The following is a 23,772-nucleotide window of genomic DNA, read 5'->3' as shown; positions in this document are numbered from 1 at the left end:
CTGCCTCACGAGGGCGTCCGGGCGGCCGCCAGCAGCCGGTCGGTGTCCTCGGGACACAGCAGCAGCGCCCGCCCCACCGTGGCCAGTACCTCGCGCTCGGCGGGCCGGTACGGACCGTCCGCGAGCGCGATGCGGGCCCCCTGCAGCAGGATCGACTCCCGGCCCGCCGGGGCCAGGTGCGGAGCCAGCGGCTCCAGGGCCTCGTGCAGCTCGATGGCCAGCGCCGTCCCGCACGCGTCGAAGCCGTCGCGGCCCACCCCGCCCGGCGGGCCCGCGTACCGCCCCGGCAGCCGCCCGGTGTCGGCGGCGAGCGCCTCGATCAGTGTGACCAGCTGCTCCTCGCTGCAGTCGGCGAAGCCCGCCGCCCGCACCGCGCCGACCGCCGCCCGGCGCACCGTACGGGCCTCCGTGCCCCCGGCGGCCAGCACCGCCAGGGCCACCGTGTGCACGGCGTCGCGCAGCATCGCCGAGAAACGGGTCGTGGTGGGGTGGTCGAGGACGTCCATGGCGAACCGGCCCCGGCAGGCGGTGCATTCGACGATCGGCCCCACCGGGCCGCGCGGCAGCAGCGGCACCCCGAAGGCGACGAGCCGCCGGCGGCCCGTGCGGCGGTGGTAGTTGCGGTCGCCGCCGCAGCCGGGGCAGAAGAAGTCGCCGTCTCCGACGGTGCGCCAAACGGTGCGTACGCCCACCACACACCGGTCCGGGCTGTGTCGGCCTTGCGCGTGCATCACGGCGCACCTCCATAACGCCACGGCCTCGTCGCCGCGTTGACGTGATGTTAGCCACATCCTTGATGCGGCGTCAGTACCTCGTCCGGTACATCGCGGCACCCGGCCGCCGTACGCGCCACCGGGCCCACCGGATGCGGTGTTTTCGGTGGCGCGACGTTGACGGACGGACCGTCCGACGACCGGGGCCGCCCGGCGTCAGCCGCGGTACGCCCGGTTCACCGCCGACACGACGGCCTTGATCGAGGCACGGGTGGTGTTGGGGTCGATGCCGATGCCCCACAGCACCTGGCCGTCGATCACGCACTCGATGTACGAGGCGGCCTGGGCGCTGGCGCCCTCGCTCATGGTGTGCTCGGTGTAGTCCAGCAGCCTGGCGTCGACCCCGACGGCGCCCAGCGCGTCGAAGAACGCGGAGATCGGGCCGTTGCCGGTACCCGTCAGCACCGTCTCCCGGCCGTCCACGACCGCCTCGACGGTCAGCGCGTCGATGCCCTCGCCGCTGGTGGAGGTGTGGGCGGTGCGCAGGGCGATCCGGCCCCACGGGTTGCCGGCCATGGGCAGGTACTCGTCCTGGAAGACGGACCAGATCTCCTGCGGGGTGACCTCGCCGCCCTCGGCGTCGGTCTTGCTCTGGATGATCCTCGAGAACTCGATCTGCATCCGGCGCGGCAGGTCCAGCTTGTGGTCGTTCTTCAGGACGTAGGCGATGCCGCCCTTGCCGGACTGCGAGTTGACGCGGATGACCGCCTCGTACGACCGGCCGACGTCCTTGGGGTCGATGGGCAGGTAGGGGACGGCCCACTCGATGTCGTCGACGGTCTTCCCGGCGGCGGCCGCCTGGGCCTCCATCGCCTCGAAGCCCTTCTTGATGGCGTCCTGGTGGGAGCCGGAGAAGGCGGTGTAGACCAGGTCGCCCGCGTACGGGTGGCGCGGGTGGACTTCCATCTGGTTGCAGTACTCGGCGGTGCGGCGGACCTCGTCGATCTGCGAGAAGTCGATCTGCGGGTCGACGCCCTGGGAGAAGAGGTTCATGCCCAGGGTGACCAGGTCGACGTTGCCGGTCCGCTCGCCCTGGCCGAACAGGCAGCCCTCGATGCGGTCCGCGCCCGCCATGATCGCCAGCTCGGCGGCGGCGACGGCGGTGCCCCGGTCGTTGTGCGGGTGCACCGACAGGCAGATGTGCTCGCGCCGGGAGAGGTTGCGCGACATCCACTCGAAGCGGTCGGCGTGGGTGGAGGGGGTGGACCGCTCGACGGTCGCCGGCAGGTTCAGGATGATCTCGCGGCCGGCCTCGGGCTGCCAGACGTCCATGACGCCCTCGCAGACCTCCAGCGCGAAGTCCAGCTCGGTGTCGGTGAAGATCTCCGGACTGTACTGGTAGCCGAAGACGGTGTCGTCACCGAGGATCTTGTCGGCGTACTCCATCACCAGCCGGGTGCCGTCCACCGCGATCTGCTTGACCTGCTCGCGCGAGCCGCGGAAGACCACCCGCCGGAAGACCGGGGCGGTGGCGTTGTAGAGGTGGACCGTGGCCCGGTGCGCGCCGCGCAGCGACTCCACGGTCCGCTCGATCAGCTCCTCGCGCGCCTGCGTCAGGACGGAGATCGTCACGTCCTCGGGGATGGCGCCCTCCTCGATGATCGAGCGCACGAACTGGAAGTCCGTGGCCCCGGAGGAGGGGAAGCCGACCTCGATCTCCTTGTAGCCCATGCGCACCAGCAGGTCGAACATCTCGCGCTTGCGGGCTGGCGACATCGGGTCGATCAGTGCCTGGTTGCCGTCGCGCAGGTCCGTCGACAGCCAGCGCGGGGCGGCGGTGACGCGGTTGTCCGGCCAGGTCCGGTCGGGGATGTCCACGGCGTCGTACGGGCGGTACTTGTGGACCGGCATCCCGGAGGGCCGCTGGGTGACGCCGGCCGCGGTGACGGGCGTGGGACGGCCGACGGAGGGGGTGATCGGGGAAGACATCTGCGGAGGGCTCCTCGGTGATCCGCGTGATACGGCCGACGGGCTTCTTTCCTGGCGTCTGGGCAACACCGAACTCCGCGGGGAGGGGGTCGGCCTAGATCTGCAGGCCCTCGCCGCGGCGGCTAAGAAGAAGCAGCACGTCACGCATGATGCGCAGCACACTACGCGAGGCCCGGGAGGCGTTGCAGGGGCGTTCCAGCATGCGGGACGGGGTGCTCTTGCCGGCCGGGCCGGGAGAGGAACCCGCCCACTCGTTTGTGTTAATCGCAGTAACGGCCCATGACAGGGGCGGGGGCCGGTGCCAGATTGCACGCATGGACGAATCAGAGAAGTCAGAGAAGACGGTTTTCTGCACCATCGTTCCGCCGCACGTCCTCGACAGACTCGCCCAGTCCGAGGACCCCCTCTTCCACGAGCCCGCCCGTCGCACCCTCGAGCACGACGGCTTCCTGCGCACCCGCCGCCGCGTCACCTCGCGCCGCATGGCCTTCGCGGACTCCTCGGCCGCCACCGGCTCCGGCACCCCGCGCCGCACGATCTACGACGCGGGGCACCGCGAGACGCTGCCGGGCACCAAGGTGCGCGGCGAGGGCGACGAGCCGGGCAAGGACGCGACGGTCAACCGCGCCTACGCCGGCCTCGGCGCCACCTACGACCTCTTCTCGAAGATCTACGGCCGGGACTCCATCGACGGCAGCGGGCTGGCGCTGAACGCCAGCGTCCACTACGGCGAGAAGTACGGCAACGCCTTCTGGGACGGCGAGCAGATGGTCTTCGGCGACGGGGACGGCGACGTCTTCCTCGACTTCACCATCCCCGTGGACGTCATCGGCCACGAGCTGACCCACGGCGTCGTCCAGCACACCGCGAACCTGGAGTACTACGGCCAGTCGGGCGCGCTCAACGAGTCCGTCGCCGACGTCTTCGGCGCGCTGATCAAGCAGCACTCCCTGGGGCAGACCGCCGACCAGGCCGACTGGCTGATCGGCGCCGGGCTGCTGGGGCCGGGCGTGGACAGTGGCACGGCCCTGCGTTCCATGAAGGCCCCGGGCACCGCGTACGACGACGACGTCCTCGGCAAGGACCCGCAGCCCGCCACCATGGACGACTACGTCCGCACCAACCGCGACAACGGCGGGGTGCACATCAATTCCGGCATCCCCAACCACGCCTTCTACCTGCTGGCCACCGCCCTGGGCGGCAACGCCTGGGAGCGGGCCGGAAAGATCTGGTACGCCACGCTGACCGGCGGCGAGCTGGCCGACGACGCCCAGTTCGCGGACTTCGCCCGGCTGACGGTGGCGGCGGCCCGGTCCCTGTTCGGGGAGAGGGACGAGGTGCAGGCGGTACTCAAGGCGTGGAGCCAGGTGGGGGTCGCCACCTCGTAGGGGCGGTGGACGCCGTCCGGCGGGGTAGGGATGAGGCCATGCGTATCGTCATCACCCGTACCGGCGGTTTCGCCGGCATCGAGCGCCGGGCCGAGCTGGACACGTGCGGCCGGCCCGACGCGACGCATCTGGAGGCCCTGGCCCACCGGGCGCTCGCGCCCGGCCGGGACGTCCCGCCCCGGCACCGCGGGGTGCCGGACGGCTTCCACTACGAGATCGACGTGGACGGCCGCTCGGTGCACCTCGCGGACCCGCACCTCACCCAGGACCAGCGGGAGCTGATCCGCACGGTCCTCAAAGAAGGGGCGTGACGCCGAAGAAGGGGCGTGACGCTCAGAATCCGAGCTTGCGCAGCTGCTTGGGGTCGCGCTGCCAGTCCTTGGCGACCTTGACGTGCAGGTCGAGGTAGACCGGCGTGCCCAGCAGGGCCTCGATGTGCTTGCGGGACTTCATGCCGACCTCCTTCAGGCGCGAGCCCTTGGGGCCGATGATGATGCCCTTCTGGCTGGGGCGCTCGATGTAGACGTTGGCGTGGATGTCCAGCAGCGGCTTGTCCTTGGGCCGGTCCTCGCGCGGCAGCATCTCCTCGACCACGACGGCGATGGAGTGCGGCAGCTCGTCCCGGACGCCCTCCAGGGCGGCCTCGCGGATCAGCTCGGCGACCATGACCTGCTCGGGCTCGTCGGTGAGGTCGCCCTCGGGGTAGAGCGCGGGGCTCTCCGGCAGCAGCGGCACCAGCAGGTCGGCCAGCAGCGAGACCTGCTTGTCGCCCACGGCCGAGACCGGGATGATCTCCGCCCACTCGATACCGAGCTCCTGGCCCAGCTTCTGGATGGCGATCAGCTGCTCGGCGAGCGCCTTGGAGTCGACCAGGTCGGTCTTGGTGACGATGGCCACCTTGGGCGTCTTCTTGATCCCGGCCAGCTCACCGGCGATGAAGCGGTCGCCCGGACCGATCTTCTGGTCGGCCGGCAGGCAGAAGCCGATCACGTCGACCTCGGCCCAGGTGGTCCGTACGACGTCGTTGAGCCGCTCGCCCAGCAGGGTGCGCGGCTTGTGCAGACCGGGGGTGTCCACCAGGACGAGCTGGGCGTCCGGGCGGTGGACGATGCCGCGCACGGTGTGCCGGGTGGTCTGCGGACGGTTGGAGGTGATCGCGACCTTGGTCCCCACCAGTGCGTTGGTCAGGGTCGACTTGCCCGCGTTGGGGCGGCCGACGAAGCACGCGAAGCCCGCGCGGTGGGGGGCCTGGGAGGGGGAGGAGGCGTTGTCCATGCCTCATATTCTCCCCGATCGTCCGGCCCCTGCCGACCAGCGGCCTCAGCCCGCGGTGACGACCGGACCCGGCGTGCCGTCCGGGCCCGCGAGCAGCACCGGGGTGTCCGGGCCGCCCAGATCCCGTACGGCCGCGCGGTCGGCGTCGGGGACCGCGTCCTCCTCGGAGACCACGGCCGCGGCCTCCAGGGACTTCGCGCCGCTGGCCACGGCCATCGCCACGGCCGTCCGCAGCGCGCTCAGCCGCAGCGAGTCGAGGGCGACGGTACCGGCGACGTACGTACGGCCCGTCTCGTCGCGGACGGCCGCGCCCTCGGCGACGGCGTTGCGGGCGCGGGCGGCGCGGGCGAGGGTGATCAGCTTGCGGTCTTCGGGGTCCAGGGCATCCGTCATACCCGGAGCATAGGGGCGGCGCCCCGGCGGGCCTCAGCCGGATGCCAGCAGGCCGCCCAGCGAGTACATGCTGCCGCGCCGGCCCTCGGGCGTGCTCAGCCAGCTCACCTTGGCGGCCGTGCCGGTGCCGGGCACCGGGTTGTGCAGCACGATCGTCAGGTCCGGCCGGGCGGGCACCCGCAGCTGGGTGCTCTCCAGGTGGAGGGTGCCGACCAGCGGGTGCTCGAACTCCTTGACCAGCAGGCCGCCGGGACGTACGTCGCCGCGCGCCCACAGCTCGGCGAACTCCGGGCTCTCGGCGGAGACCTCCGCCACGATCTCCTTGAAGCCCTCGTCGTCGGGGCGTTCCGAGCAGGCCGCGCGGTAGGTGGCGACGACGCGCGGGGCGTTCTCGTGCCAGTTCGCGGCGCGCGAGCGGTAGACGGGGTCGGTGAAGAAGTCGATCAGGCAGTTCTGCCGGATCTCCGGGCGGAAGCCCATGACGTGCCCGGCGGCCTCGTTGTAGCTGACCATGTTCCAGTACGGGTCCATGATGTGCGCCGGTGCGGGCAGCCAGCCGTCGATCAGCCGGCGCAGCCCGTCGCACAGGTACTCCGGGTCGTGCGCGGACTCCGGCAGCGGCGGGTTGAGCCCGGCCAGGATGTACAGGTGGCGGCGCTCCGGCCCGTCCATCCTGAGCACCCGGGCGACCGCGTCGAGCACCTGCGGCGAGACGGTGATCTCGCGCCCCTGCTCGAGCCACTGGTACCAGGAGGCGCCGACTCCGGCGAGCACCGCGACCTCTTCGCGGCGCAGCCCCGGCGTGCGGCGGCGGGCGCCGCCGTCGGGCAGGCCCGCGTCGGCCGGGGACACCCTGGCCCGACGGCTCATCAAGAAGTCCCGCAGTTCCTGCCGCCGGCGAGTCCTGACGCTCAACTCTCCCCCTCGTGGTGGTGTCACCACCACCATAAGCACTCACTCCCCACGGTTGTTCCGTGGAGCGGAGGGTGTGCGCATGGCGATCGACTCCCCCGTCCGGGCCGAACCCGGTACCACCCCGCCCTCCCTCTCCCCCCGCGCGAAGCTGATCCTGCTGGTGCTGTGCGCCGCGCAGTTCATCGTCGCGCTCGACTTCTCCATCCTCAACGTGGCGCTGCCCGTCCTCGGCAGGGACCTGGGCATGGGCCAGGCCGACCTGCAGTGGGCGGTGACGGCGTTCGCGCTGCCGTCGGGCGGCTTCCTGCTGTTCTTCGGCCGGATCGCCGACCTGTACGGGCGGCGCAGGCTGTTCCTGACGGGGCTCGCGCTGTTCACCGTGGCCTCGGTGCTGGCCACGCTGGCTTGGAACCCGGCGTCCCTGCTCGCCGGACGGGCGCTGCAGGGCCTGGGCGCGGCCGTGATCGTGCCGACCGGGATGTCCCTGCTGACCACGACGTTCGCCGAGGGCCCCGCGCGCGACCGGGCGCTGGGCATCAGCGGCACGCTGATGTCTCTGGGCTACACCGTCGGCATGGTGCTCGGCGGCGTGATGACCGACTCGCTGGGCTGGCGCTCGACGATGGGGCTGCTGGCGGTGGCCGGCGCGGGCGTGCTGCTGGCCGCGCCCCGGCTGCTGACCGAGTCCCGCCCCGCCCACCGGCCCCGGCTGGACGTGCCGGGCGCGGTGACGGTCACCGGCGGCCTGCTGGCCGTGATCTACGCGCTGTCCACGGCGGCGCAGCGCGGCTTCGGCGGCGCGGACGTGGTGGTGACGCTGGTGGCGGGGGCGGTGCTGCTCGTCGCGTTCGTCGTCGTGGAGTCCCGGGCGGCCGAGCCGCTGGTCTCCCTGCCGATGCTGCGGCGGCGCACGGTGGCGTGGGGCAACCTGGCGGGGCTGATGACGTTCGCGATGATGAGCACGGTGATCTTCCTGCTGACCCTGTACCTGCAGGAGGTGCTCGAGCTGTCGGCCTTCCGCACGGGCCTGGTCTTCGGCGTCCAGGGCGCCCTCGCGGCGGTCGCGGGAATGACGGCGCCCAGGGTCATCGCCCGCCTGGGCGCGACCCGCACGCTGGTGACCGGCCTGGTGGTGCAGGCGGTCTTCACCGCCGCCCTGCTGGGCCTGGGCGTCTCCTCGGGCGCGTGGCTGGCCCTGGCCGCGGTCTCGCTGGGCTGCGTCGGCCACCTGTGGGCGATCGTCGCCTACGGGGTGACGGCGACGTCGGGCCTGTCGGACGCGGAGCAGGGCCTGGCGACGGGCCTGGTCACCAGCTCGCAGCAGATCGGCATGACGATCGGCATCCCCCTGCTGAGCGCCCTGGCCTCGGCCCAGGTCGCCGATCTGCGCGAGGACGGCTCGTCCTTCGCGTCCGCCACCCTCGGCGGCATCAAGCTGGCCCTGGGCACGGACGCGGCGGTGGTGACGGTGGTGGCCGTGCTGACGGCGGTGGGGCTGCGGGGGGCGCGGGCGCGCGCGGCGCGCTGACCGGGCGGGCGGTGCGGGCGGTCCGGCGCGTGTTCCCGGCCCGCCCGCCCGCTGCCTCAGCGTCACTACCCCACCGCGGCCGCCGATTTCGCCCCCTGCGCCCGTGCCAGGATCCGTGCCGCCACCGCCGGGGAGTCCACCAGCGGGTGCAGCGCCAGGGCGCGCAGCGCGGCGTCGCGGTCCTCGTGGACCGCGGCCTGGATCGTGGCCCGTTCGACCGCCTTGAGCTGCAGCATCAGGCCCAGCTGGTCCTCGCGCAGACGCGTGGCGGCCACCGGGTGCGCGCCGCGGGCGTCCACGACGCAGACCGTTTCGATGACGGCCTCGGGGTCCAGGGCCGGCACGGTCAGGCCGTTGCGGACGTTGAGGATCAGGCGCGCGCCCTCGTCGGCGGCGACGGCCCGCATCAGGGCCAGGGCCACCCGGTCGTAGCCGCCCCCGTCGAGGTCGCAGGTGTCGCGCTGCCAGCCGCCGCTGGCGGCGCGGCTCTCGGCCATGTACGTCACCTCGCGCTGCAGCCGGGTGCGCTCCCACAGCTCGTACGAGCGGTGCGGCGCGGCCGCCGCGTCCCGGAAGAAGCCGCTCTGCTGCTGGTCGAGGAATTCGCCGCGGGTCTTGGCGGCCTCCTGCACCGAGCGCAGGGTCTCGCGGCGGAAGTAGTAGTAGTGCAGGTATTCGTTGGGCAGCGAGCCCAGGGCCCGCAGCCACTCGGCGCCGAAGAGCCTGCCTTCCTCGAAGGAGGACAGCGCCCGCTCGTCCGCCAGCAGCTCCGGCAGCCGGTCCCGCCCGTCCACCGTCAACGTCCGTAGCCACCCGAGGTGGTTGAGCCCCACGTAGTCGAACGTCACCCGGTCGGGGTCGGCACCGCCCAGCGCGCGGGTGGCGCGCCGCACCAGGCCGACCGGGGAGTCGCAGATGCCGATCACCCGGTCGCCCAGGACAGTGGACATCGCCTCGGTCACCATCCCCGCCGGATTGGTGAAGTTGATGACCCACGCGTCGGGGGCCACCGCCGCCACCCGCTCCGCGATGTCCAGTGCCACCAGGACCGTGCGCAGCCCGTACAGCACCCCGCCGGCGCCCACCGTCTCCTGACCCAACACCCCCTCGCTGAGGGGGATCCGCTCGTCCATGACCCGGCCGGCGGTGCCGCCCACCCGGATCGCGGAGAAGACGAAGTCAGCGCCCCGCAAGGCCTGGTCCAGGTCGTCGGCGATGCGCACGGACGGGGCGCCGCGCACGCCGGCGGACTGGGTGGCCAGTACGGAGGCGATCACTCTGGCACGGGTCGAATCGGTGTCGTAGAGCACGAGTTCCGTGCAGCGGCCCGGCGCGTCACGCCGGGCGTCGTCCAACAGGGCCCGGTGCACCAACGGCACCCGGAAACCGCCACCGCCGAGAATCGTCAGCCTCATGGCCGGAACGTACCGCAGCATCGGGCAGACTGTCCGGACCCGCACCCGTGCATCCCTGAGAGGAGCAACGAGCGAGCATGCCGTTCCCTTCACCGCACACGACACCGCACGTCACGTCGCAGGCAGGCGGCCACGGCGGGCAGATCCCCGTCGAACGCCACGAGGGCGCGGCCCCGGTTTTCGACCCGCTCGCAGAGGTTCGTTCGGAGAGTGATCCGCGGACCGACGTCTATCTGACGGGAACGGTTTTCCTCGACATCATCTTCACGGGCCTTGACTCCGCGCCCGTGCGCGGTACCGAGTCCTGGGCGCGCGGCATGGGCTCCAGCCCCGGCGGCATCGCCAACATGGCCACCGCCCTGGCCCGGCTGGGCCTGCGCACCTCGCTGGCGGCGGCCTTCGGCGACGACATGTACGGGGAGTACTGCTGGGAGGCCCTCTCGCGGGGCGAGGGCATCGACCTGGGCCTGTCGCGCACGGTGCCCGGCTGGCACTCCCCCGTCACCGTCTCGATGGCGTACGAGGGCGAGCGGACGATGGTCTCGCACGGGCACGAGGCCCCGCCGCCGGTGGGGGCACCCCCAGCGGTAGCCGGCGGAGAGCCCGCCCCCGAGTGCCCGCCCGCCGCGCGGGCCTGCGTGGCCCTGCTGGTGCCGGGCAAGCAGGAGGAGTGGATCGCCACGGCGGCCCGGCGCGGCAGCCGGATCTTCGCCGACGTGGGCTGGGACGAGACCGGCCGCTGGGACCCGGCGGACCTCGCCGACCTCGAGCACTGCGAGGCCTTCCTGCCCAACGCCGAGGAGGCCATGCGCTACACCCGCACCGACTGCCCGCGCGCCGCCGCGCGGGCGCTGGCGGACAAGGTGCCGCTGGCCGTGGTCACGATGGGCGAGCGCGGCGCGTACGCGGTGGACGGCCGCACCGGGGAGAGCGCCGAGGTGCCGGCCATCCTCGTGGAGGCCCTGGACCCCACCGGCGCGGGGGACGTGTTCGTGGCGGGCTTCGTCACCGGCACCCTCGCCGAGTGGCCGCTGGCGGACCGGCTCGCCTTCGCCGGGCTGTCCGCCGCCCTGTCCGTCCAGGAATTCGGGGGGTCGCTGTCCGCGCCCGGCTGGGTGGAGATCGCCGCCTGGTGGCAGCACGTGCGCTCCTTCGACGACCAGTCGGCGGCCACCCTGCGCCGCTACGCCTTCCTCGACGACGTCCTGCCCGCCGCCACCCGGCCCTGGCCACTGCGCCGGGCGGTGCCCACGCTGGGGTTCCGGCGACCGTGAGGCCTTCGGTACCGGGCGACCGGAAAAGCCTTCGGTACCGAGGGGGCACCGTCGTACCCTTGGTATTCCAAGGATCTTCGGATACAGGACGCAGGAAAGAGGGGATGAGCAGGCCTGAGTGCCGGCCCATGACTCAGACACCCACACGATCGCAGGCGACCGCCAGGTTCACGGTCCCGGCCAAGCACCCGATGGTGACGGTCCTCGGCTCCGGGGACAGCCTCCTGCGCGTGATCGAGAAAGCCTTCCCGTCGACGGACATCCACGTACGGGGCAACGAAGTCAGCGCGGTGGGCGACGAGCGGGAAGTCGCTCTCGTCCAGCGCCTGTTCGCCGAGATGATGCTGGTGCTCCGCACGGGTGCGCCGATGACGGAGGACGCGGTGGAACGTTCGATCGCCATGCTCAGGGACGAGGAGAAGGGGGTGGAGACCCCCGCCGAGGTCCTCACCCAGAACATCCTCTCCAGCCGCGGTCGCACCATCCGCCCCAAGACGCTCAACCAGAAGCGCTACGTCGACGCCATCGACAAGCACACGGTCGTCTTCGGCATCGGCCCCGCCGGTACCGGAAAGACCTACCTGGCCATGGCCAAGGCGGTCCAGGCCCTGCAGTCCAAGCAGGTCAACCGGATCATCCTGACCCGGCCGGCCGTCGAGGCGGGCGAGCGGCTGGGCTTCCTGCCCGGCACGCTCTACGAGAAGATTGACCCGTACCTGCGGCCGCTCTACGACGCCCTGCACGACATGCTCGACCCCGACTCCATCCCGCGCCTGATGGCCGCCGGGACGATCGAGGTCGCGCCGCTGGCCTACATGCGCGGCCGGACGCTCAACGACGCGTTCATCATCCTCGACGAGGCGCAGAACACGAACCCCGAGCAGATGAAGATGTTCCTCACCCGGCTCGGCTTCGACTCCAAGATCGTGATCACGGGTGACATCACCCAGATCGACCTCCCCGGCGGCACCAAGAGCGGCCTGCGGCAGGTCCGGGAGATCCTCGACGGCGTCGAGGACGTCCACTTCTCGATGCTCACCAGCCAGGACGTCGTCCGTCACAAGCTGGTCGGCCGTATTGTCGACGCGTACGAAGAGTACGACAGCCGCAGCAACGGAAAGTAAACCCCGGTAACACCATGTCTATCGACGTCAACAACGAATCCGGCACGGAGGTCGACGAGCAGGCGATCCTCGAGGTCGCCCGCTACGCCCTCAGCCGGATGCGTATCCACCCGCTCTCCGAACTCTCGGTCATCGTTGTCGACGCCGATGCCATGGAGCAGCTCCACATCCAGTGGATGGACCTCCCCGGGCCCACCGACGTGATGTCCTTCCCGATGGACGAGCTGCGCCCGCCGGCCAAGGACGACGAGGAGCCTCCGCAGGGCCTCCTGGGCGACATCGTGCTGTGCCCGGAGGTGGCGAAGAAGCAGGGCCAGGAGGCGCCCACCGGGCACTCCATGGACGAGGAGCTGCAGCTCCTGACCGTCCACGGAGTCCTGCACCTCCTGGGCTACGACCACGAGGAGCCCGACGAGAAGGCCGAGATGTTCGGCCTCCAGGCGGCGATCATCGACGGCTGGCGCGCCGAGCGCGGCATCGAAGGGCCCTCCCCGGCTCCCACGTTCACGTGACCGGCCAGCTGATCGCCGCCGCGGTCCTGCTGCTCGTCGTCGCCTGGCTCGCCGCCTGCGCCGAGGCCGGCCTCGCCCGGACCACCCGGTTCCGGGCGGAGGAGGCCGTACGGCTGGGGCGGCGGGGCAGCGCCCGGCTGCTGGCGGTGGCCGCCGACCCCACCCGCTACCTCAATGTGGCGCTGCTGGTGCGCGTCGCCTGCGAGATGGCGGCGGGCGTCTTCGTCACCTATGTGTGCCTGGAGGAGTTCGACTCCACCTGGCAGGCGCTGACGGTCGCCATCGCCGTGATGGTCCTCGTCTCCTACGTGGCCGTCGGCGTCTCCCCGCGCACCATCGGCCGCCAGCACCCGCTGAACACCGCCACCGCCGCGGCGTACGTCCTGCTGCCGCTCGCCCGGATCATGGGGCCCGTGCCCCGGCTGCTGATCCTCATCGGCAACGCCCTCACCCCCGGCAGGGGCTTCCGCATGGGCCCCTTCGCCTCCGAGGCGGAGCTGCGGGCCATGGTGGACCTGGCCGAGAAGGAGTCGCTGATCGAGGACGACGAGCGGCGCATGGTCCACTCCGTCTTCGAGCTCGGCGACACGCTCGTGCGCGAGGTGATGGTGCCGCGCACCGACCTGATCGTCATCGAGCGCGGCAAGACCATCCGCCAGGCACTCACCCTCGCGCTGCGCTCGGGCTTCTCCCGCATCCCGGTGACCGGCGAGAACGAGGACGACGTGGTGGGCGTGGTCTACCTCAAGGACCTCGTCCGCAAGACGCACATCAACCGTGACGCCGAGTCCGAGCTGGTCTCCACGGCCATGCGGCCCGCGGTGTTCGTCCCCGACACCAAGAACGCGGGCGATCTGCTGCGCGAGATGCAGCAGCAGCGCAACCACTGCGCGGTCGTCATCGACGAGTACGGCGGCACCGCCGGCATCGTCACCATCGAGGACATCCTCGAGGAGATCGTCGGTGAGATCACCGACGAGTACGACCGCGAGCTGCCGCCCGTCGAGGAGCTCGGCGACGACCGCTACCGGGTCACCGCCCGCCTCGACATCGGCGACCTGGGCCGTCTCTACGGCCTGGAGGAGTTCGACGACGAGGACGTCGAGACGGTGGGCGGACTGCTGGCCAAGTCCCTGGGCCGGGTGCCGATCGCGGGCGCGACGGCCGAGGTCGAGCTCCTGGAGCGGGGCAAGGACCCGGCCCTGTCGGCCCTGCGACTGACCGCCGAGGCGGCGGCCGGCCGCCGCAACCGCATCGTGACGGTGCTGGTGGAGCCGGTAAGGGTGGAAGACGCCGCCTGACCGGGCGAATGGCAGCGGCACGGGGAATTTATTGCCTGCCCGCCGGGAACGTAGGCGCAATGGCAGTGGTCAGAAGTGTCGCGCGTCCGTTGCTGGCGTCGGCGTTCCTCACGAGCGGGGTGCAGACGATCCAGCACCCCGAGATGCTGGCGCCCGTGGCGGCCCCGGTCGCCCTGGCCATCGCGCGCCGCGTCCCGTGGCTGCCACGGGACGCACGGGCCCTGGTCCGTCTGAACGGCGCCGTCCACGTGGGCGCGGGCACCCTGCTGGCCCTCGGCCGGCTCCCCAGACTCTCCGCCCTTGCCCTGGCGGCCAGCCTGGTACCGACGACACTGGCGGGCCACGCGTACTGGAAGGAAACCGACCCGGCCAAGCGGGCACAGCACCGGATCGGTTTCTTCGCGAACGCCTCGATCCTGGGCGGCCTGCTGATCGCGGCGGCGGACAGGCCGCGGCGGCGGGAGAGAACGAGGACGGGCGCTCGCGGGTGAAACGGCCGGCCCAGCGGGGCCGGACCACACGCTCGCGAGGCAGGGCCTCCTGACATGGCTCGATGGGATCGCACCCTGAGCCATCGAGAGGCCCTGCCGTTGCCTGCTGGGTAGCAGGCGAGAGTCTTCTCAGGGCGTTACCGCCGTCGGATGCGAGTGGGTGCTCAGCCGGCGAAGTCGAGCAGGTAGCTGCCGTAGTTGCCGGCCGGCTGGTCGCTGAACGGTTGCACGCTGGCGCCTGCAGGGACCGTGCAGTTGTCGTCGAGGAACTCGACGAGGACATGTGCGGTCCTGTTGCGGACCGAGTGGGCGAAGGCGGTGTCGGGCCCCGGGAAGTTGACCGGTGTACAGGTATTGACCGACGGGTTCCGGTCAATGTCGGTTGAGCCCGTGAAGGCCAGTCCGCTGTACTGGCAGACGGCATCGGTCGCGGGGCAGGACGGTGCTGCCGGGGCGGATGCGGGGACGGCCACCATGGCGGCGACCAGGCACCCTGTTGCGGCAGCGGACGTCACGATCCTGGACAGTGTGCGGGACATGGAACCTCCTTGGTTCGGCGGAGTGATCCTCTCCCCCCGGCCACACGGCGTGGCCGGGCAGCATGGGCTCTTACGGACGTGGGCGCCGGACATCCATGCGAAGGCCGTTGTACCGGAAGAGGGTTGCGCAGCGGCCTGCGCTCCAGCAGCGCCTCTGACCCATGGCCGAAAGTGTGCGCTCCGATAGTCACATTAATGAAGGGCCGTGACAGGGCGCACGGTGGTGAAAGACCGCGCCCTGGCGACTCACAAGCCCCGGTCGGGGCCGACCACCCACGTGATCACGAGTCGCTCGCGGGCTCGGAGGCGGCGAGCGAGACGATGCGCTCCATGTTGGCCGACCCCCACGTGCCCAGTGGCATGAGGGCGTCCAGCAGCGATGCCCCGAACTCGGTCAAGGAGTACTCCACCTTCGGTGGCACCTGGTGGTACTCCTCGCGGTGCACCAACTGACTCGCTTCCATCTCCTTGAGCTGGTTGATCAGGACACGCTCGCCGATGCCGTCGACCGCGCGCCGCAGCTCTCCGAAGCGCAGCGGGCCGTCGCTATGGAGCGCCCACAGGATCAGCATCTTCCACTTGCCGCCGACGACGGCGAGGGCGGCGTCGAACCCGCAGGTGAAGGTCTTCTTCTTCATCGGCACTCCCCACTGACCCCTGTGTAAGTACCGTCAAAATAGTCGGTACTTGAGGAAATATCTGTGCCAGTCGGAACATGAAGCGGCAACGGGCCGCAGCGGACGTATCGTCCGTGATCTGACTGGAGTTGAGCATTGAGCATGCCTGCAGACGACCTCACGCCGGTGACCGTCATCGGGCTGGGGGCGATGGGTGCGGCGCTGGCCGAGGCGTTCATCGGGGCGGGGCACCCCACGACCGTATGGAACCGGAGTGCGAAGAAGGCCGCACCGCTCGTCGCCAAGGGCGCGCGTCACGCCGCCACGATCGGGGAAGCGGTGGCCGCCGGGCCGCTGGTCATCGCCTGCTTGACCACGCACGACGCCACACGCGAGGCCCTGGAACCGGCCTCGGCCGCCTTGGCCGGGCGCGCGTTGGTCACCCTCAACACCGGGACGCCGGACGGTGCCCGTCGGATGGCCGCCTGGGCGGAGGCGCGAGGAGTGCGGTTCCTGGGCGGCGCGGTCAAGAATGTGCCTCCGGCTGTCGGTAAGCCCGACACCCTCCTGTACTACGGCGGCGACAAAGCCGTGTTCGACACGTACGAGGCGACACTACGGGTGCTGGGAGGGGACACCGTCCACCTCGGTGACGAGCCGGATCTGGCCGCGCTCTACGAGCAGGCCGTGGGCGGGCTCCTGCTGCCCGCCCTCCTCGGCTTCTTCCAGGGAGCCGCACTGGTCACGGCGCGCGGCCTGAAGGCCGACACGTTGGTGCGATTCACCATCAAGTGGCTGGAGATGATCGCTTCCGAACTGCCGGCCATCGCCGATGAGATCGACAGCGGCGACTACACCCGGCCGCGCGCGACCGTCGGGATCTTCCACCAGGGGATCGCCAACGTACCCGAGCTCGCCCGGGAGGCCGGCATCGATGTGTCCTGGCACGAGCCGATGCACGCGCTCCTCGAACGAGCCGTCGCCGACGGCCACCGTGACCACAGCATCGCGGCACTCGTCGAGACGCTCCGGAAGCCGGGACAGAGGATCTCCTAGGTCCGCAGGGCGGCCGCCCCCAGCCGCGCCGCTGCGCAGCTCGGGGGCGGCCCGGCACTCGGCCGCGACGGCGTGGTCGCCCGCCCTAGAAGACCACCACCGACCGCAGCACATCCCCCTCGTGCATCCGCTCGAACGCCTTCTCGACGTCGTCGAGGCCGATGGTCTCCGTAACGAACGCGCCCAGGTCGAGGCGGCCCTGCAGATGGAGGTCGACCAGCATCGGGAAGTCGCGGGAGGGCAGGCAGTCGCCGTACCAGGAGGACTTGAGGGCGCCGCCGCGGCCGAAGACGTCGAGGAGGGGGAGCTCCAGCTTCATCTCCGGGGTGGGCACGCCCACCAGGACCACCGTGCCGGCCAGGTCACGGGCGTAGAACGCCTGCTCGTACGTCTCGGGGCGGCCCACCGCCTCGATGACCACGTCCGCGCCGAAGCCGCCCGTGAGCTCGCGGATGGCCTGCACCGGGTCCGTGTTACGGGAGTTGACCGTGTGGGTGGCGCCCATGCCGCGTGCCGTCTCCAGCTTGCGGTCGTCGATGTCGACGGCGATGATGCGGGCCGCGCCCGCCAGGCAGGAGCCCGCGATCGCCGCGTCGCCGACGCCGCCGCAGCCGATGACGGCGACGGAGTCGCCGCGCCCCACGCCGCCGGTGTTGATCGCGGCGCCGATGCCCGCCATCACGCCGCAGCCGAGCAGGCCCGCGACCGCCGGGGAGACGGCCGGGTCGACCTTGGTGCACTGCCCGGCGGCGACCAGCGTCTTCTCGGCGAAGGCGCCGATACCCAGGGCGGGCGAGAGCTCCGTGCCGTCCTTGAGCGTCATCTTCTGCTTCGCGTTGTCCGTGTTGAAGCAGTACTGCGGGCGGCCCCGCAGACAGGCGCGGCACTGACCGCAGACGGCCCGCCAGTTGAGGACGACGAAGTCGCCGGGGGCCACCTCGCTCACGCCCTCGCCGACGGCCTCGACGATGCCGGCGGCCTCGTGGCCCAGCAGGAAGGGGAATTCGTCGTTGATGCCGCCCTGCTTGTAGTGCAGGTCGGTGTGGCACACGCCGCACGCCTGGACCTTCACCACGGCCTCGCCGGGGCCCGGGTCCGGTACCACGATCGTCTCCACCCGTACCGGCTCGTTCTTCCCCGGTGCGATGACTCCGCGGACTTCCTGCGCCATGGTCTGCGCCCCACCCTTCTCGTCGTTGGTCTGTCCGACATGGTCCGACATGGTCACGGTACGCCCAAGGATCTTTCTCCGCGCGTAGAGGACCCTTGACCGGCGCGTACGGGGCGCCTTAGCTTCGCGCTGCACCCATCGTGTCATCCAGGAGTCAGAACGTGTCGCTCTCCCCCAAGTCCGTCCGCGTGCGCATCGCCGCGGCCACCGCCGCACTGGCCGTCGGCGCCGGTCTCTACACCGCGGGCGCCGCCTCGGCCGACCACTCGGTGCCCCGCACGGACAAGGAGATCCCCAACCTCACCCAGGTCCAGGACAAGATCAAGGCCTTCTACGGCGACACGGTCGACGCCTCGGGCGAGCACTACGCCTCGCCGGACAGCAACTACGCCAAGCAGGTCGCCGGCATCGAGAAGAAGGCCAGGGCCCAGCTGGAGAAGGTCGTCGAGAACCGGGCGCAGGACCGCAAGGGCGGCAAGAAGCCTGCCATCGTCCTCGACCTGGACGACACCACCCTGCTGACCTACAACTACGAGCTGCGCGTGGGCTTCCACTTCACGCCCGAGTCGCAGGACGCCTACCTGAAGTCGACCGACATGGCGGCCGTCTTCGGCATGCCCAAGCTCGTCAACTGGGCCAAGTCCAAGGGCATCGAGGTCTTCTACGTCACCGGCCGTGGCGAGCACCAGCGCGAGTGGAGCGCCCGCAACCTCAAGAACGTCGGCTACAAGCCCGTCGCCGACCGCGACCACTTCTTCCTGAAGAACAAGCAGAACCCGCCCGCCTACCTCGAGTGCGGCGCGAAGTGCACGACCGTCGAGTACAAGTCGGGCACGCGCAAGTACATCGAGTCCAAGGGCTACGACATCGTCGCCAACTTCGGCGACCAGTACAGCGACCTGGCGGGCGGCTACGCCGACCGCACCTACAAGCTCCCCAACCCGATGTACTACCTGCCCTGAGTCACCGCCGCGTCAAGCGCCGCCGACGTCAGCGCCGCGTAAACGGCCGACGTCAGCGGCGCGTAAACGGCCGACGTCAGCGCCGCTTCGGCACCGGCACGCGCATCAGGTCCCGGGCGACGGTCAGCTCACCGTCGAAGCCCGCCGCCCGTGCCTGCCGCTCGAAGACGGACGGGTCGTCGTAGCGCTGCGAGAAGTGGGTGAGCACCAGGTGCCGCACGCCCGCCTCCGCGGCCACCCGCCCGGCCTGACCCGCCGTCAGGTGGCCGTGGTCGGTGGCCAGCGGCTCGTCCTCGTCGAGGAAGGTCGACTCGATGACGAGCATGTCGCAGCCCTCGGCCAGCTCGTGGACGCCGTCGCACAGCCGGGTGTCCATCACGAACGCGAAGCGCTGCCCGCGCCGGACCTCGCTCACCTCGTCCAGCGTGACCCCGCCGACCGAGCCCTCGCGCTGCAGCCGGCCGATGTCCGGCCCGCTGATGCCGTGCCGCGCCAGCAGCTCGGGCAGCATCCGGCGCCCGTCCGGCTCGATGAGGCGGTAGCCGTAGGACTCCACCGGGTGCGAGAGGCGGCGCGCCTGCAGGACGTACGAGGGGGTGCGGGCCAGCACCGCTCCGGTGCCCGCCACCGGCTCCTCGACCAGCTTCACCGTCTCCTTGTAGGCCGTGGCGTACCGCAGCCGGTTGAAGAAGCGCTGCCCGCTGGCCGGGTAGTGCGCGGTGACCGGGTGCGGCACCCGGTCGAGGTTGACGCGCTGGACGACCCCGGCCAGGCCCAGCGAGTGGTCGCCGTGGAAGTGCGTGACGCAGATCCGGTTCAGGTCGTGGGCGGCCACCCCGGCGCGCAGCATCTGGCGCTGGGTGCCCTCGCCGGGGTCGAACATCAGGCCTTCGCCGTCCCAGAGCAGGACGTAGCCGTTGTGGTTGCGGTGCCGGGTGGGCACCTGGCTGGCGGTGCCGAGGACGACGAGTTCGCGTACGGACAAGGGATTACCCCGGGGGCCAGTTGAAGCCGCGGCCGCCGAGGACATGGGCGTGCGCGTGGAAGACGGTCTGCCCGGCGCCGGCGCCGGTGTTGAAGACGATGCGGAAGCCCTTGTCCCCATTCTCCTGGAGGGCGACCTCGCCCGCCTCGCGCAGCACGTCGGCGGCGATCGCCGGCTCGGCGGCCGCGAGGGAGGCGGCGTCCGCGTAGTGCACCTTGGGGATCACCAGGCAGTGCACGGGCGCCTGGGGGTTGATGTCGCGGAAGGCGACGGTGGTCTCCGTCTCCTTGACGATCGTCGCAGGCACCTCCCCCTTGACGATCTTGCAGAACAGGCAGTCGGCCTGCGGTTCTCCCGCCACCGGTGGCTCCTCCCGGGTCATGGCTCGTACGGTCCGGATGTTACCGGTCCGTCCGCACGGGCATGGTGACCCGGTCCGGTCCGTCACTTCCCCGGCACGGGAGCCCTGTCGGTGCAGCTCGCCGAGGGGCCCGGGTGGGGGCCGTGCGGGGGCGAGGGGGGCTTCGGCGGGGCGGGCGGCTTTCCGCCACCGGTGTGGGAGCAGTCGCCGAGCACGCTCACCGAGAACACGGTGCGCCCGTCGACCTTGGCGGTGAGCAGGCCGCGCACACAGGCCTGGCCGGTGATTCCGGTGACCCGCCCGAAGACGATGATCTTCTTGCCCTGCTCGGTGCGCCCCTCGCAGTCGACGCCGACGACGGTCACCGGATGGGTGGCGCCACCGGCGTCCGTGCCGCCGTTCTCGGCCTTGCCCTTGCAGTTGAGCCAGGCCGCCTTCGCGCCCTGGTGGTCGAGCGAGGCCGCGGCCAGCTTCTGCGTGGTGACGGCCACGGCCGACGCCTCGAGCCCCGTCGCCTCACAGCCCGTCAGGGCCACGACCGCCGCGCCGACGAGGGCGGCGGCACCGGCCGCGTACCGCGCCCGGTCCGGACGTACGCGCCTCAACGCACCCATGACGGGGAGTGTCCCACCGGCCCGTTCCGTGGGGAAGAACGCCTCTGGGCCATGGGCTCATCAACCCCACGTTCGTTCGGAAACACAGGATTTATCGGTTCCGCACCTGAGTTTCACCTTCCCCCCTTACTCTCTCCCCCGAGCACACACACGCGACCGGGGAGTCGCGTGACGGGGGCCGGGGGCCGGGGGGTTGGGGGATTCTTGCTCACATCCGTGTTCGTCTGTGTGGTGGCGCTCGCCCTCTTCTGGATGGCGGCCTTCACACTGTGGTGGCAGATGCACGCCTGGCGCACTCCCGAGACCCTGGCGGCGACCCGCTTCGAGCGGCCCAGCGGCGACGGCGCCCTGTCCTTCTCGCTGCTGGTGCCCGCCCGGCACGAACAGGCGGTCCTGGAGCACACCGTCACCCGGCTGCTGCAATCCACGCACGGCCGCTTCGAGGTGCTCGTCATCGTCGGGCACGACGACCCGGAGACCACCGAGGTCGCCGAGAGGGTGGCGGCCGCGGACCCGGACCGGGTGCGGGTCATCGTCGACACCCACGAGAAGAAGAACAAGCCCAAGGCGCTCAACACCGCGCTGCCGCACTGCGCGGGCCAGGTCGTGGGCGTCTTCGACGCCGAGGACCAGGTGCACCCCGAGCTGCTGGCCCACGTCGACCACGCCTTCCGGGCCACCGGCGCGGACGTGGTCCAGGGCGGGGTGCAGCTGATCAACTTCCACTCCAGCTGGTACAGCCTGCGCAACTGCCTGGAGTACTTCTTCTGGTTCCGCAGCCGCCTCCACCTGCACGCGGAGAAAGGTTTCATTCCGCTGGGCGGCAACACCGTCTTCGTGCGCACCGACGTCCTGCGCGAGGCCGGCGGCTGGGATCCGCAGTGCCTGGCGGAGGACTGCGACCTGGGCGTGCGGCTCTCCAGCCGGGGCAAGCGCGTTGTCGTCGCCTACGACTCCGAGATGGTCACCCGCGAGGAGACGCCCGGCACGCTGGTGAGCCTGCTCAAGCAGCGCACCCGCTGGAACCAGGGCTTCCTGCAGGTCTACCGCAAGCGCGACTGGCGCCGGCTGCCCACCCTCGCCCAGCGGATGCTCGCCCGCTACACCCTGATGACGCCCTTCTTCCAGGCGTTCACCGGCGTCATCGTGCCGCTGAACATCGCCGTCGCCCTCTTCCTCGACGTCCCGGCGGGCGTCGCCGTGGTGACCTTCCTGCCGGCCGTCACCATGCTGGTCACCTTCGTGTTCGAGATCGTCGGTCTGCACGACTTCGGCACGCAGTACGGGCTGCGCGTCCGCTTCGTCCACTACCTCAAGCTCGTCCTCGGCGGCCCCTTCTACCAGCTCCTGCTGGCCGGGGCCGCGGTCCGCGCGGTCTGGCGGGAGCAGCGGGGGCAGAGCGACTGGGAGCTGACCCGGCACGTCGGCGCGCATCTGACCCGAGAGGACGTCACCACGTGACCGCCATCCTCCCCCCGGCGCCGGCGTCGGCGCCGGCCGAGGCCGTCGCCGCGCCGCCCGCCGCCACGGCCCGCACGGAGCCCGTCCCGCGGCTGCGCCGCTCCCGCCCCGACCTCGTGGTGTGCGGCGTGCTGCTGGCCGCGATCCTGCTGGTGCAGGGCTGGAACATCACCGGCTTCCCGGCGCTCAGCGACGACGAGGGCACCTATCTCGCGCAGGCGTGGGCGGTCCAGGAGGGCAGGGGCCTGGCCCACTACACCTACTGGTACGACCACCCGCCGCTGGGCTGGCTGCAGCTGGCGCTCGTCACCTGGATCCCGGCGGCCCTGTCGCCCGAGACGATGTCGGTCGCCCCCATGCGCTGCGCGATGCTGCTGGTGTCGGCGGTGAGCGCGGTGCTGGTGTACGTACTGGGGCGGCGGCTGGGGCTGCGGCGGTGGGCGGCGGGGCTGGGCATGGCCCTGTTCGGGCTCTCCCCGCTGGCCGTGGTCCTGCAGCGGGAGATCTTCCTCGACAACATCGCGGTGATGTGGATCCTGCTGGCCTTCTGCCTGGCCGCCTCCCCGCGCCGCCATCTGTGGCACCACTTCGGGGCGGGCCTGGCCGCGGCGGTGGCCGTGCTGTCCAAGGAGACGATGCTGGTCGTCCTGCCCGCCCTGCTGCTGACCATGTGGCGGCACAGCCACCGCGACACCCGCAAGTTCGCCGTGACGGGCGCGGTGACGGCCTGCGGGCTGATCGGCCTGGCCTATCCGCTGTTCGCGCTGCTCAACCACGAGCTGTTCCCCGGCCCCGGGCACGTCTCGCTGATCGACGGCATCACGTACCAGATGAGCCGCCCGGGGTCCGGCTTCGTCCTCGACGCCGGGTCCGGCGCGCACGGGGTGCTGCACTCCTGGCTGTACTACGACCGGGTGCTGCCGCTGTGCGGAACGGCCGCGGCGGTGGTGCTGGTGGCCGGCGCCCGCTGGTCGCGCACCGGGCGGGCACTGGCGGGCCCCGCGACCGCCACGGTGATCCTCGCGCTCGTCGCGCTGCGGCCCACGGGCTACCTGCCCGCGATGTACGTCATCCAGGTGCTGCCCTTCCTCGCCCTGTGCCTGGCCGGGGCGGCCGCCTCGGTCACCGGCGCCCTGCTGCGCGCCCGGCCCGGCGAGGGCGGCCGCGGGCGTACGGTGCGCCGCACGGCGGTGGCGGTGCTCGCCGCGACGGCCGCGGTGCTGGTCGTACCCCGCTGGTACGACGGCGACCGCGCGGCCCTGACGACCGACGCCAACGCGCCCTACCGCGCGGCCGCCGACTGGCTGGCGGACGAGGGCAACGTCGCCGATCCGGGGCGCACCCGCGTCCTGGCCGACGACGCCATCTGGCTCGACCTGGTGCACGCCGGATACCGGCCGGGCACCGGGGCCGTCTGGTTCTACAAGGCCGACCTCGACCCGGCGGTCACCGCGACCATGCCGCGCGGCTGGCGCGACGTCGACTACGTGGTCGCCTCGCCCACCGTGCGGCGCGACGCCGTGACGCTGCCGCTGGTACGGGCCGCGCTGGCGCACTCCGAGCCGGTGGCGGTCTTCGGCGAGGGCGAGGACCGCATCGAGATCCGGCGGGTCGAGGGCGCGGTGGGCCGGGGCGAGGCCCGGACCGAGGACGCGGTGGGCCGGTGACCGGAACCGGAACCACCACGG

The 23,772-nt window shown here is 71.5% G+C and carries 24 protein-coding genes; 12 read left to right on the top strand and 12 right to left on the bottom strand.

All coding sequences use genetic code 11. The features are described from left to right. Nucleotides 1–5: 5 nt before the first annotated feature. Together ACIG36_RS02270 and leuA are read right to left on the bottom strand one after the other, a co-directional pair. Nucleotides 6–731 (bottom strand): TerB family tellurite resistance protein, encoded by a 726-nt coding sequence (locus ACIG36_RS02270; RefSeq protein WP_399922146.1) that lies wholly within the window; start codon nucleotides 729–731, stop codon nucleotides 6–8. Nucleotides 732–929: 198 nt separating this feature from the next. After that, complete coding sequence (gene leuA, locus ACIG36_RS02265) at nucleotides 930–2,702, bottom strand: 2-isopropylmalate synthase (protein WP_399920477.1); 1,773 nt, start codon at nucleotides 2,700–2,702, stop codon at nucleotides 930–932. A 314-nt stretch (nucleotides 2,703–3,016) separates the two neighbouring features. Between leuA and ACIG36_RS02260 the strand changes: the two genes are divergently transcribed. Beyond that, the gene (locus ACIG36_RS02260) at nucleotides 3,017–4,090 is read left to right on the top strand and encodes a M4 family metallopeptidase (protein ID WP_399920474.1); all 1,074 of its coding nucleotides are present in this window, start codon (nucleotides 3,017–3,019) and stop codon (nucleotides 4,088–4,090) included. A gap of 38 nt (nucleotides 4,091–4,128) precedes the next feature. Beyond that, complete coding sequence (locus ACIG36_RS02255; protein WP_399920471.1) at nucleotides 4,129–4,401, top strand: protealysin inhibitor emfourin; 273 nt, start codon at nucleotides 4,129–4,131, stop codon at nucleotides 4,399–4,401. 22 nt (nucleotides 4,402–4,423) lie between these two features. On the opposite strand, the gene era is transcribed toward ACIG36_RS02255, so the two are convergent. Genes era through ACIG36_RS02240 form a run of 3 tightly spaced genes read right to left on the bottom strand, consistent with a single transcriptional unit; the run spans nucleotide 4,424 to nucleotide 6,706 of the window. After that, a complete protein-coding gene (era, locus tag ACIG36_RS02250) occupies nucleotides 4,424–5,365 on the bottom strand; it encodes a GTPase Era (protein ID WP_399920469.1) in 942 nt (313 codons plus the stop codon). Nucleotides 5,366–5,410: 45 nt separating this feature from the next. Beyond that, nucleotides 5,411–5,758, bottom strand: coding sequence for a cytidine deaminase (locus ACIG36_RS02245; protein ID WP_399920466.1), 348 nt, complete (start codon nucleotides 5,756–5,758; stop codon nucleotides 5,411–5,413). Between the two features lie 33 nt (nucleotides 5,759–5,791). After that, nucleotides 5,792–6,706, bottom strand: a complete 915-nt coding sequence (locus ACIG36_RS02240; RefSeq protein WP_399920464.1) for a helix-turn-helix transcriptional regulator — start codon at nucleotides 6,704–6,706, stop codon at nucleotides 5,792–5,794. A 46-nt stretch (nucleotides 6,707–6,752) separates the two neighbouring features. On the opposite strand from ACIG36_RS02240, the gene ACIG36_RS02235 reads away from it, so the two are divergent. After that, nucleotides 6,753–8,201: an MFS transporter gene (locus tag ACIG36_RS02235; protein WP_399920461.1), complete on the top strand. Its 1,449-nt coding sequence runs from the start codon at nucleotides 6,753–6,755 to the stop codon at nucleotides 8,199–8,201. 65 nt (nucleotides 8,202–8,266) lie between these two features. On the opposite strand, the gene ACIG36_RS02230 is transcribed toward ACIG36_RS02235, so the two are convergent. Next, nucleotides 8,267–9,616, bottom strand: coding sequence for a 6-phospho-beta-glucosidase (locus tag ACIG36_RS02230; protein ID WP_399920458.1), 1,350 nt, complete (start codon nucleotides 9,614–9,616; stop codon nucleotides 8,267–8,269). Nucleotides 9,617–9,693: 77 nt separating this feature from the next. Here ACIG36_RS02230 and ACIG36_RS02225 point away from each other — a divergent pair, with 77 nt between their 5' ends. The 5 genes from ACIG36_RS02225 (at nucleotide 9,694) to ACIG36_RS02205 (ending at nucleotide 14,318) form a co-directional block, all read left to right on the top strand. Next, nucleotides 9,694–10,890 carry a carbohydrate kinase family protein gene (locus ACIG36_RS02225; RefSeq protein ID WP_399920455.1) on the top strand — a complete coding sequence of 399 codons (1,197 nt, stop codon included), beginning with the start codon at nucleotides 9,694–9,696 and terminating at the stop codon, nucleotides 10,888–10,890. A gap of 128 nt (nucleotides 10,891–11,018) precedes the next feature. Next, nucleotides 11,019–12,014, top strand: coding sequence for a PhoH family protein (locus ACIG36_RS02220; RefSeq protein WP_399920452.1), 996 nt, complete (start codon nucleotides 11,019–11,021; stop codon nucleotides 12,012–12,014). Nucleotides 12,015–12,028: 14 nt separating this feature from the next. Continuing rightward, nucleotides 12,029–12,526, top strand: a complete 498-nt coding sequence (gene ybeY / locus ACIG36_RS02215) for an rRNA maturation RNase YbeY (protein ID WP_399920449.1) — start codon at nucleotides 12,029–12,031, stop codon at nucleotides 12,524–12,526. Beyond that, nucleotides 12,523–13,827: a hemolysin family protein gene (locus ACIG36_RS02210; protein ID WP_399920446.1), complete on the top strand. Its 1,305-nt coding sequence runs from the start codon at nucleotides 12,523–12,525 to the stop codon at nucleotides 13,825–13,827. Before ybeY ends, ACIG36_RS02210 begins: the two co-directional genes overlap by 4 nt. 59 nt (nucleotides 13,828–13,886) lie before the next feature. Continuing rightward, the gene (locus ACIG36_RS02205) at nucleotides 13,887–14,318 is read left to right on the top strand and encodes a DoxX family membrane protein (RefSeq protein ID WP_399920443.1); all 432 of its coding nucleotides are present in this window, start codon (nucleotides 13,887–13,889) and stop codon (nucleotides 14,316–14,318) included. 164 nt (nucleotides 14,319–14,482) lie between these two features. On the opposite strand, the gene ACIG36_RS02200 is transcribed toward ACIG36_RS02205, so the two are convergent. Both ACIG36_RS02200 and ACIG36_RS02195 read right to left on the bottom strand, forming a co-directional pair. Next, nucleotides 14,483–14,857 carry a hypothetical protein gene (locus tag ACIG36_RS02200; RefSeq protein WP_399920440.1) on the bottom strand — a complete coding sequence of 125 codons (375 nt, stop codon included), beginning with the start codon at nucleotides 14,855–14,857 and terminating at the stop codon, nucleotides 14,483–14,485. A 281-nt stretch (nucleotides 14,858–15,138) separates the two neighbouring features. Next, on the bottom strand, nucleotides 15,139–15,495 hold the full coding sequence (locus ACIG36_RS02195; RefSeq protein WP_399920437.1) for a winged helix-turn-helix transcriptional regulator: 357 nt from the start codon (nucleotides 15,493–15,495) through the stop codon (nucleotides 15,139–15,141). Nucleotides 15,496–15,636: 141 nt separating this feature from the next. On the opposite strand from ACIG36_RS02195, the gene ACIG36_RS02190 reads away from it, so the two are divergent. After that, a complete protein-coding gene (locus ACIG36_RS02190) occupies nucleotides 15,637–16,530 on the top strand; it encodes an NAD(P)-dependent oxidoreductase (RefSeq protein ID WP_399920434.1) in 894 nt (297 codons plus the stop codon). An 85-nt stretch (nucleotides 16,531–16,615) separates the two neighbouring features. On the opposite strand, the gene ACIG36_RS02185 is transcribed toward ACIG36_RS02190, so the two are convergent. Continuing rightward, nucleotides 16,616–17,701 (bottom strand): S-(hydroxymethyl)mycothiol dehydrogenase, encoded by a 1,086-nt coding sequence (locus ACIG36_RS02185; RefSeq protein WP_399922143.1) that lies wholly within the window; start codon nucleotides 17,699–17,701, stop codon nucleotides 16,616–16,618. Between the two features lie 161 nt (nucleotides 17,702–17,862). Here ACIG36_RS02185 and ACIG36_RS02180 point away from each other — a divergent pair, with 161 nt between their 5' ends. Beyond that, nucleotides 17,863–18,663, top strand: coding sequence for an HAD family acid phosphatase (locus ACIG36_RS02180; protein WP_399920431.1), 801 nt, complete (start codon nucleotides 17,863–17,865; stop codon nucleotides 18,661–18,663). A gap of 76 nt (nucleotides 18,664–18,739) precedes the next feature. Here the strand turns inward: ACIG36_RS02180 and ACIG36_RS02175 are convergent, their stop codons facing one another. The 3 genes from ACIG36_RS02175 to ACIG36_RS02165 form a co-directional block, all read right to left on the bottom strand. Then, complete coding sequence (locus ACIG36_RS02175; RefSeq protein WP_399920428.1) at nucleotides 18,740–19,648, bottom strand: ribonuclease Z; 909 nt, start codon at nucleotides 19,646–19,648, stop codon at nucleotides 18,740–18,742. A gap of 4 nt (nucleotides 19,649–19,652) precedes the next feature. Then, on the bottom strand, nucleotides 19,653–20,009 hold the full coding sequence (locus ACIG36_RS02170; protein ID WP_399922140.1) for a histidine triad nucleotide-binding protein: 357 nt from the start codon (nucleotides 20,007–20,009) through the stop codon (nucleotides 19,653–19,655). Nucleotides 20,010–20,092: 83 nt separating this feature from the next. Further along, the gene (locus ACIG36_RS02165) at nucleotides 20,093–20,623 is read right to left on the bottom strand and encodes a hypothetical protein (RefSeq protein WP_399920425.1); all 531 of its coding nucleotides are present in this window, start codon (nucleotides 20,621–20,623) and stop codon (nucleotides 20,093–20,095) included. 204 nt (nucleotides 20,624–20,827) lie between these two features. Here ACIG36_RS02165 and ACIG36_RS02160 point away from each other — a divergent pair, with 204 nt between their 5' ends. Beyond that, nucleotides 20,828–22,084 (top strand): glycosyltransferase, encoded by a 1,257-nt coding sequence (locus ACIG36_RS02160; RefSeq protein ID WP_399920422.1) that lies wholly within the window; start codon nucleotides 20,828–20,830, stop codon nucleotides 22,082–22,084. After that, nucleotides 22,081–23,751, top strand: coding sequence for an ArnT family glycosyltransferase (locus ACIG36_RS02155; protein WP_399920418.1), 1,671 nt, complete (start codon nucleotides 22,081–22,083; stop codon nucleotides 23,749–23,751). Before ACIG36_RS02160 ends, ACIG36_RS02155 begins: the two co-directional genes overlap by 4 nt. Nucleotides 23,752–23,772: the final 21 nt, after the last annotated feature.

This window comes from Streptomyces sp. NPDC053048 (assembly GCF_044547045.1).
Taxonomy (GTDB): Bacteria; Actinomycetota; Actinomycetes; order Streptomycetales; family Streptomycetaceae; genus Streptomyces.
Note: the sequence above shows the minus strand (reverse complement) of the source record. Positions and strands in the feature narration are given on the sequence as shown.

Excerpts from the sequence above, each read along its gene's own strand:
- ACIG36_RS02270 (WP_399922146.1), bottom strand. The coding sequence starts at position 731 with ATGCACGCGCAAGGCCGACACAGCCCGGACCGGTGTGTGGTGGGCGTA.
- leuA (WP_399920477.1), bottom strand. The coding sequence starts at position 2,702 with ATGTCTTCCCCGATCACCCCCTCCGTCGGCCGTCCCACGCCCGTCACC.
- ACIG36_RS02260 (WP_399920474.1), top strand. The coding sequence starts at position 3,017 with ATGGACGAATCAGAGAAGTCAGAGAAGACGGTTTTCTGCACCATCGTT.
- ACIG36_RS02255 (WP_399920471.1), top strand. The coding sequence starts at position 4,129 with ATGCGTATCGTCATCACCCGTACCGGCGGTTTCGCCGGCATCGAGCGC.
- era (WP_399920469.1), bottom strand. The coding sequence starts at position 5,365 with ATGGACAACGCCTCCTCCCCCTCCCAGGCCCCCCACCGCGCGGGCTTC.
- ACIG36_RS02245 (WP_399920466.1), bottom strand. The coding sequence starts at position 5,758 with ATGACGGATGCCCTGGACCCCGAAGACCGCAAGCTGATCACCCTCGCC.
- ACIG36_RS02240 (WP_399920464.1), bottom strand. The coding sequence starts at position 6,706 with ATGGTGGTGGTGACACCACCACGAGGGGGAGAGTTGAGCGTCAGGACT.
- ACIG36_RS02235 (WP_399920461.1), top strand. The coding sequence starts at position 6,753 with ATGGCGATCGACTCCCCCGTCCGGGCCGAACCCGGTACCACCCCGCCC.
- ACIG36_RS02230 (WP_399920458.1), bottom strand. The coding sequence starts at position 9,616 with ATGAGGCTGACGATTCTCGGCGGTGGCGGTTTCCGGGTGCCGTTGGTG.
- ACIG36_RS02225 (WP_399920455.1), top strand. The coding sequence starts at position 9,694 with ATGCCGTTCCCTTCACCGCACACGACACCGCACGTCACGTCGCAGGCA.
- ACIG36_RS02220 (WP_399920452.1), top strand. The coding sequence starts at position 11,019 with ATGACTCAGACACCCACACGATCGCAGGCGACCGCCAGGTTCACGGTC.
- ybeY (WP_399920449.1), top strand. The coding sequence starts at position 12,029 with ATGTCTATCGACGTCAACAACGAATCCGGCACGGAGGTCGACGAGCAG.
- ACIG36_RS02205 (WP_399920443.1), top strand. The coding sequence starts at position 13,887 with ATGGCAGTGGTCAGAAGTGTCGCGCGTCCGTTGCTGGCGTCGGCGTTC.
- ACIG36_RS02200 (WP_399920440.1), bottom strand. The coding sequence starts at position 14,857 with ATGTCCCGCACACTGTCCAGGATCGTGACGTCCGCTGCCGCAACAGGG.
- ACIG36_RS02195 (WP_399920437.1), bottom strand. The coding sequence starts at position 15,495 with ATGAAGAAGAAGACCTTCACCTGCGGGTTCGACGCCGCCCTCGCCGTC.
- ACIG36_RS02190 (WP_399920434.1), top strand. The coding sequence starts at position 15,637 with ATGCCTGCAGACGACCTCACGCCGGTGACCGTCATCGGGCTGGGGGCG.
- ACIG36_RS02185 (WP_399922143.1), bottom strand. The coding sequence starts at position 17,701 with ATGGCGCAGGAAGTCCGCGGAGTCATCGCACCGGGGAAGAACGAGCCG.
- ACIG36_RS02165 (WP_399920425.1), bottom strand. The coding sequence starts at position 20,623 with ATGGGTGCGTTGAGGCGCGTACGTCCGGACCGGGCGCGGTACGCGGCC.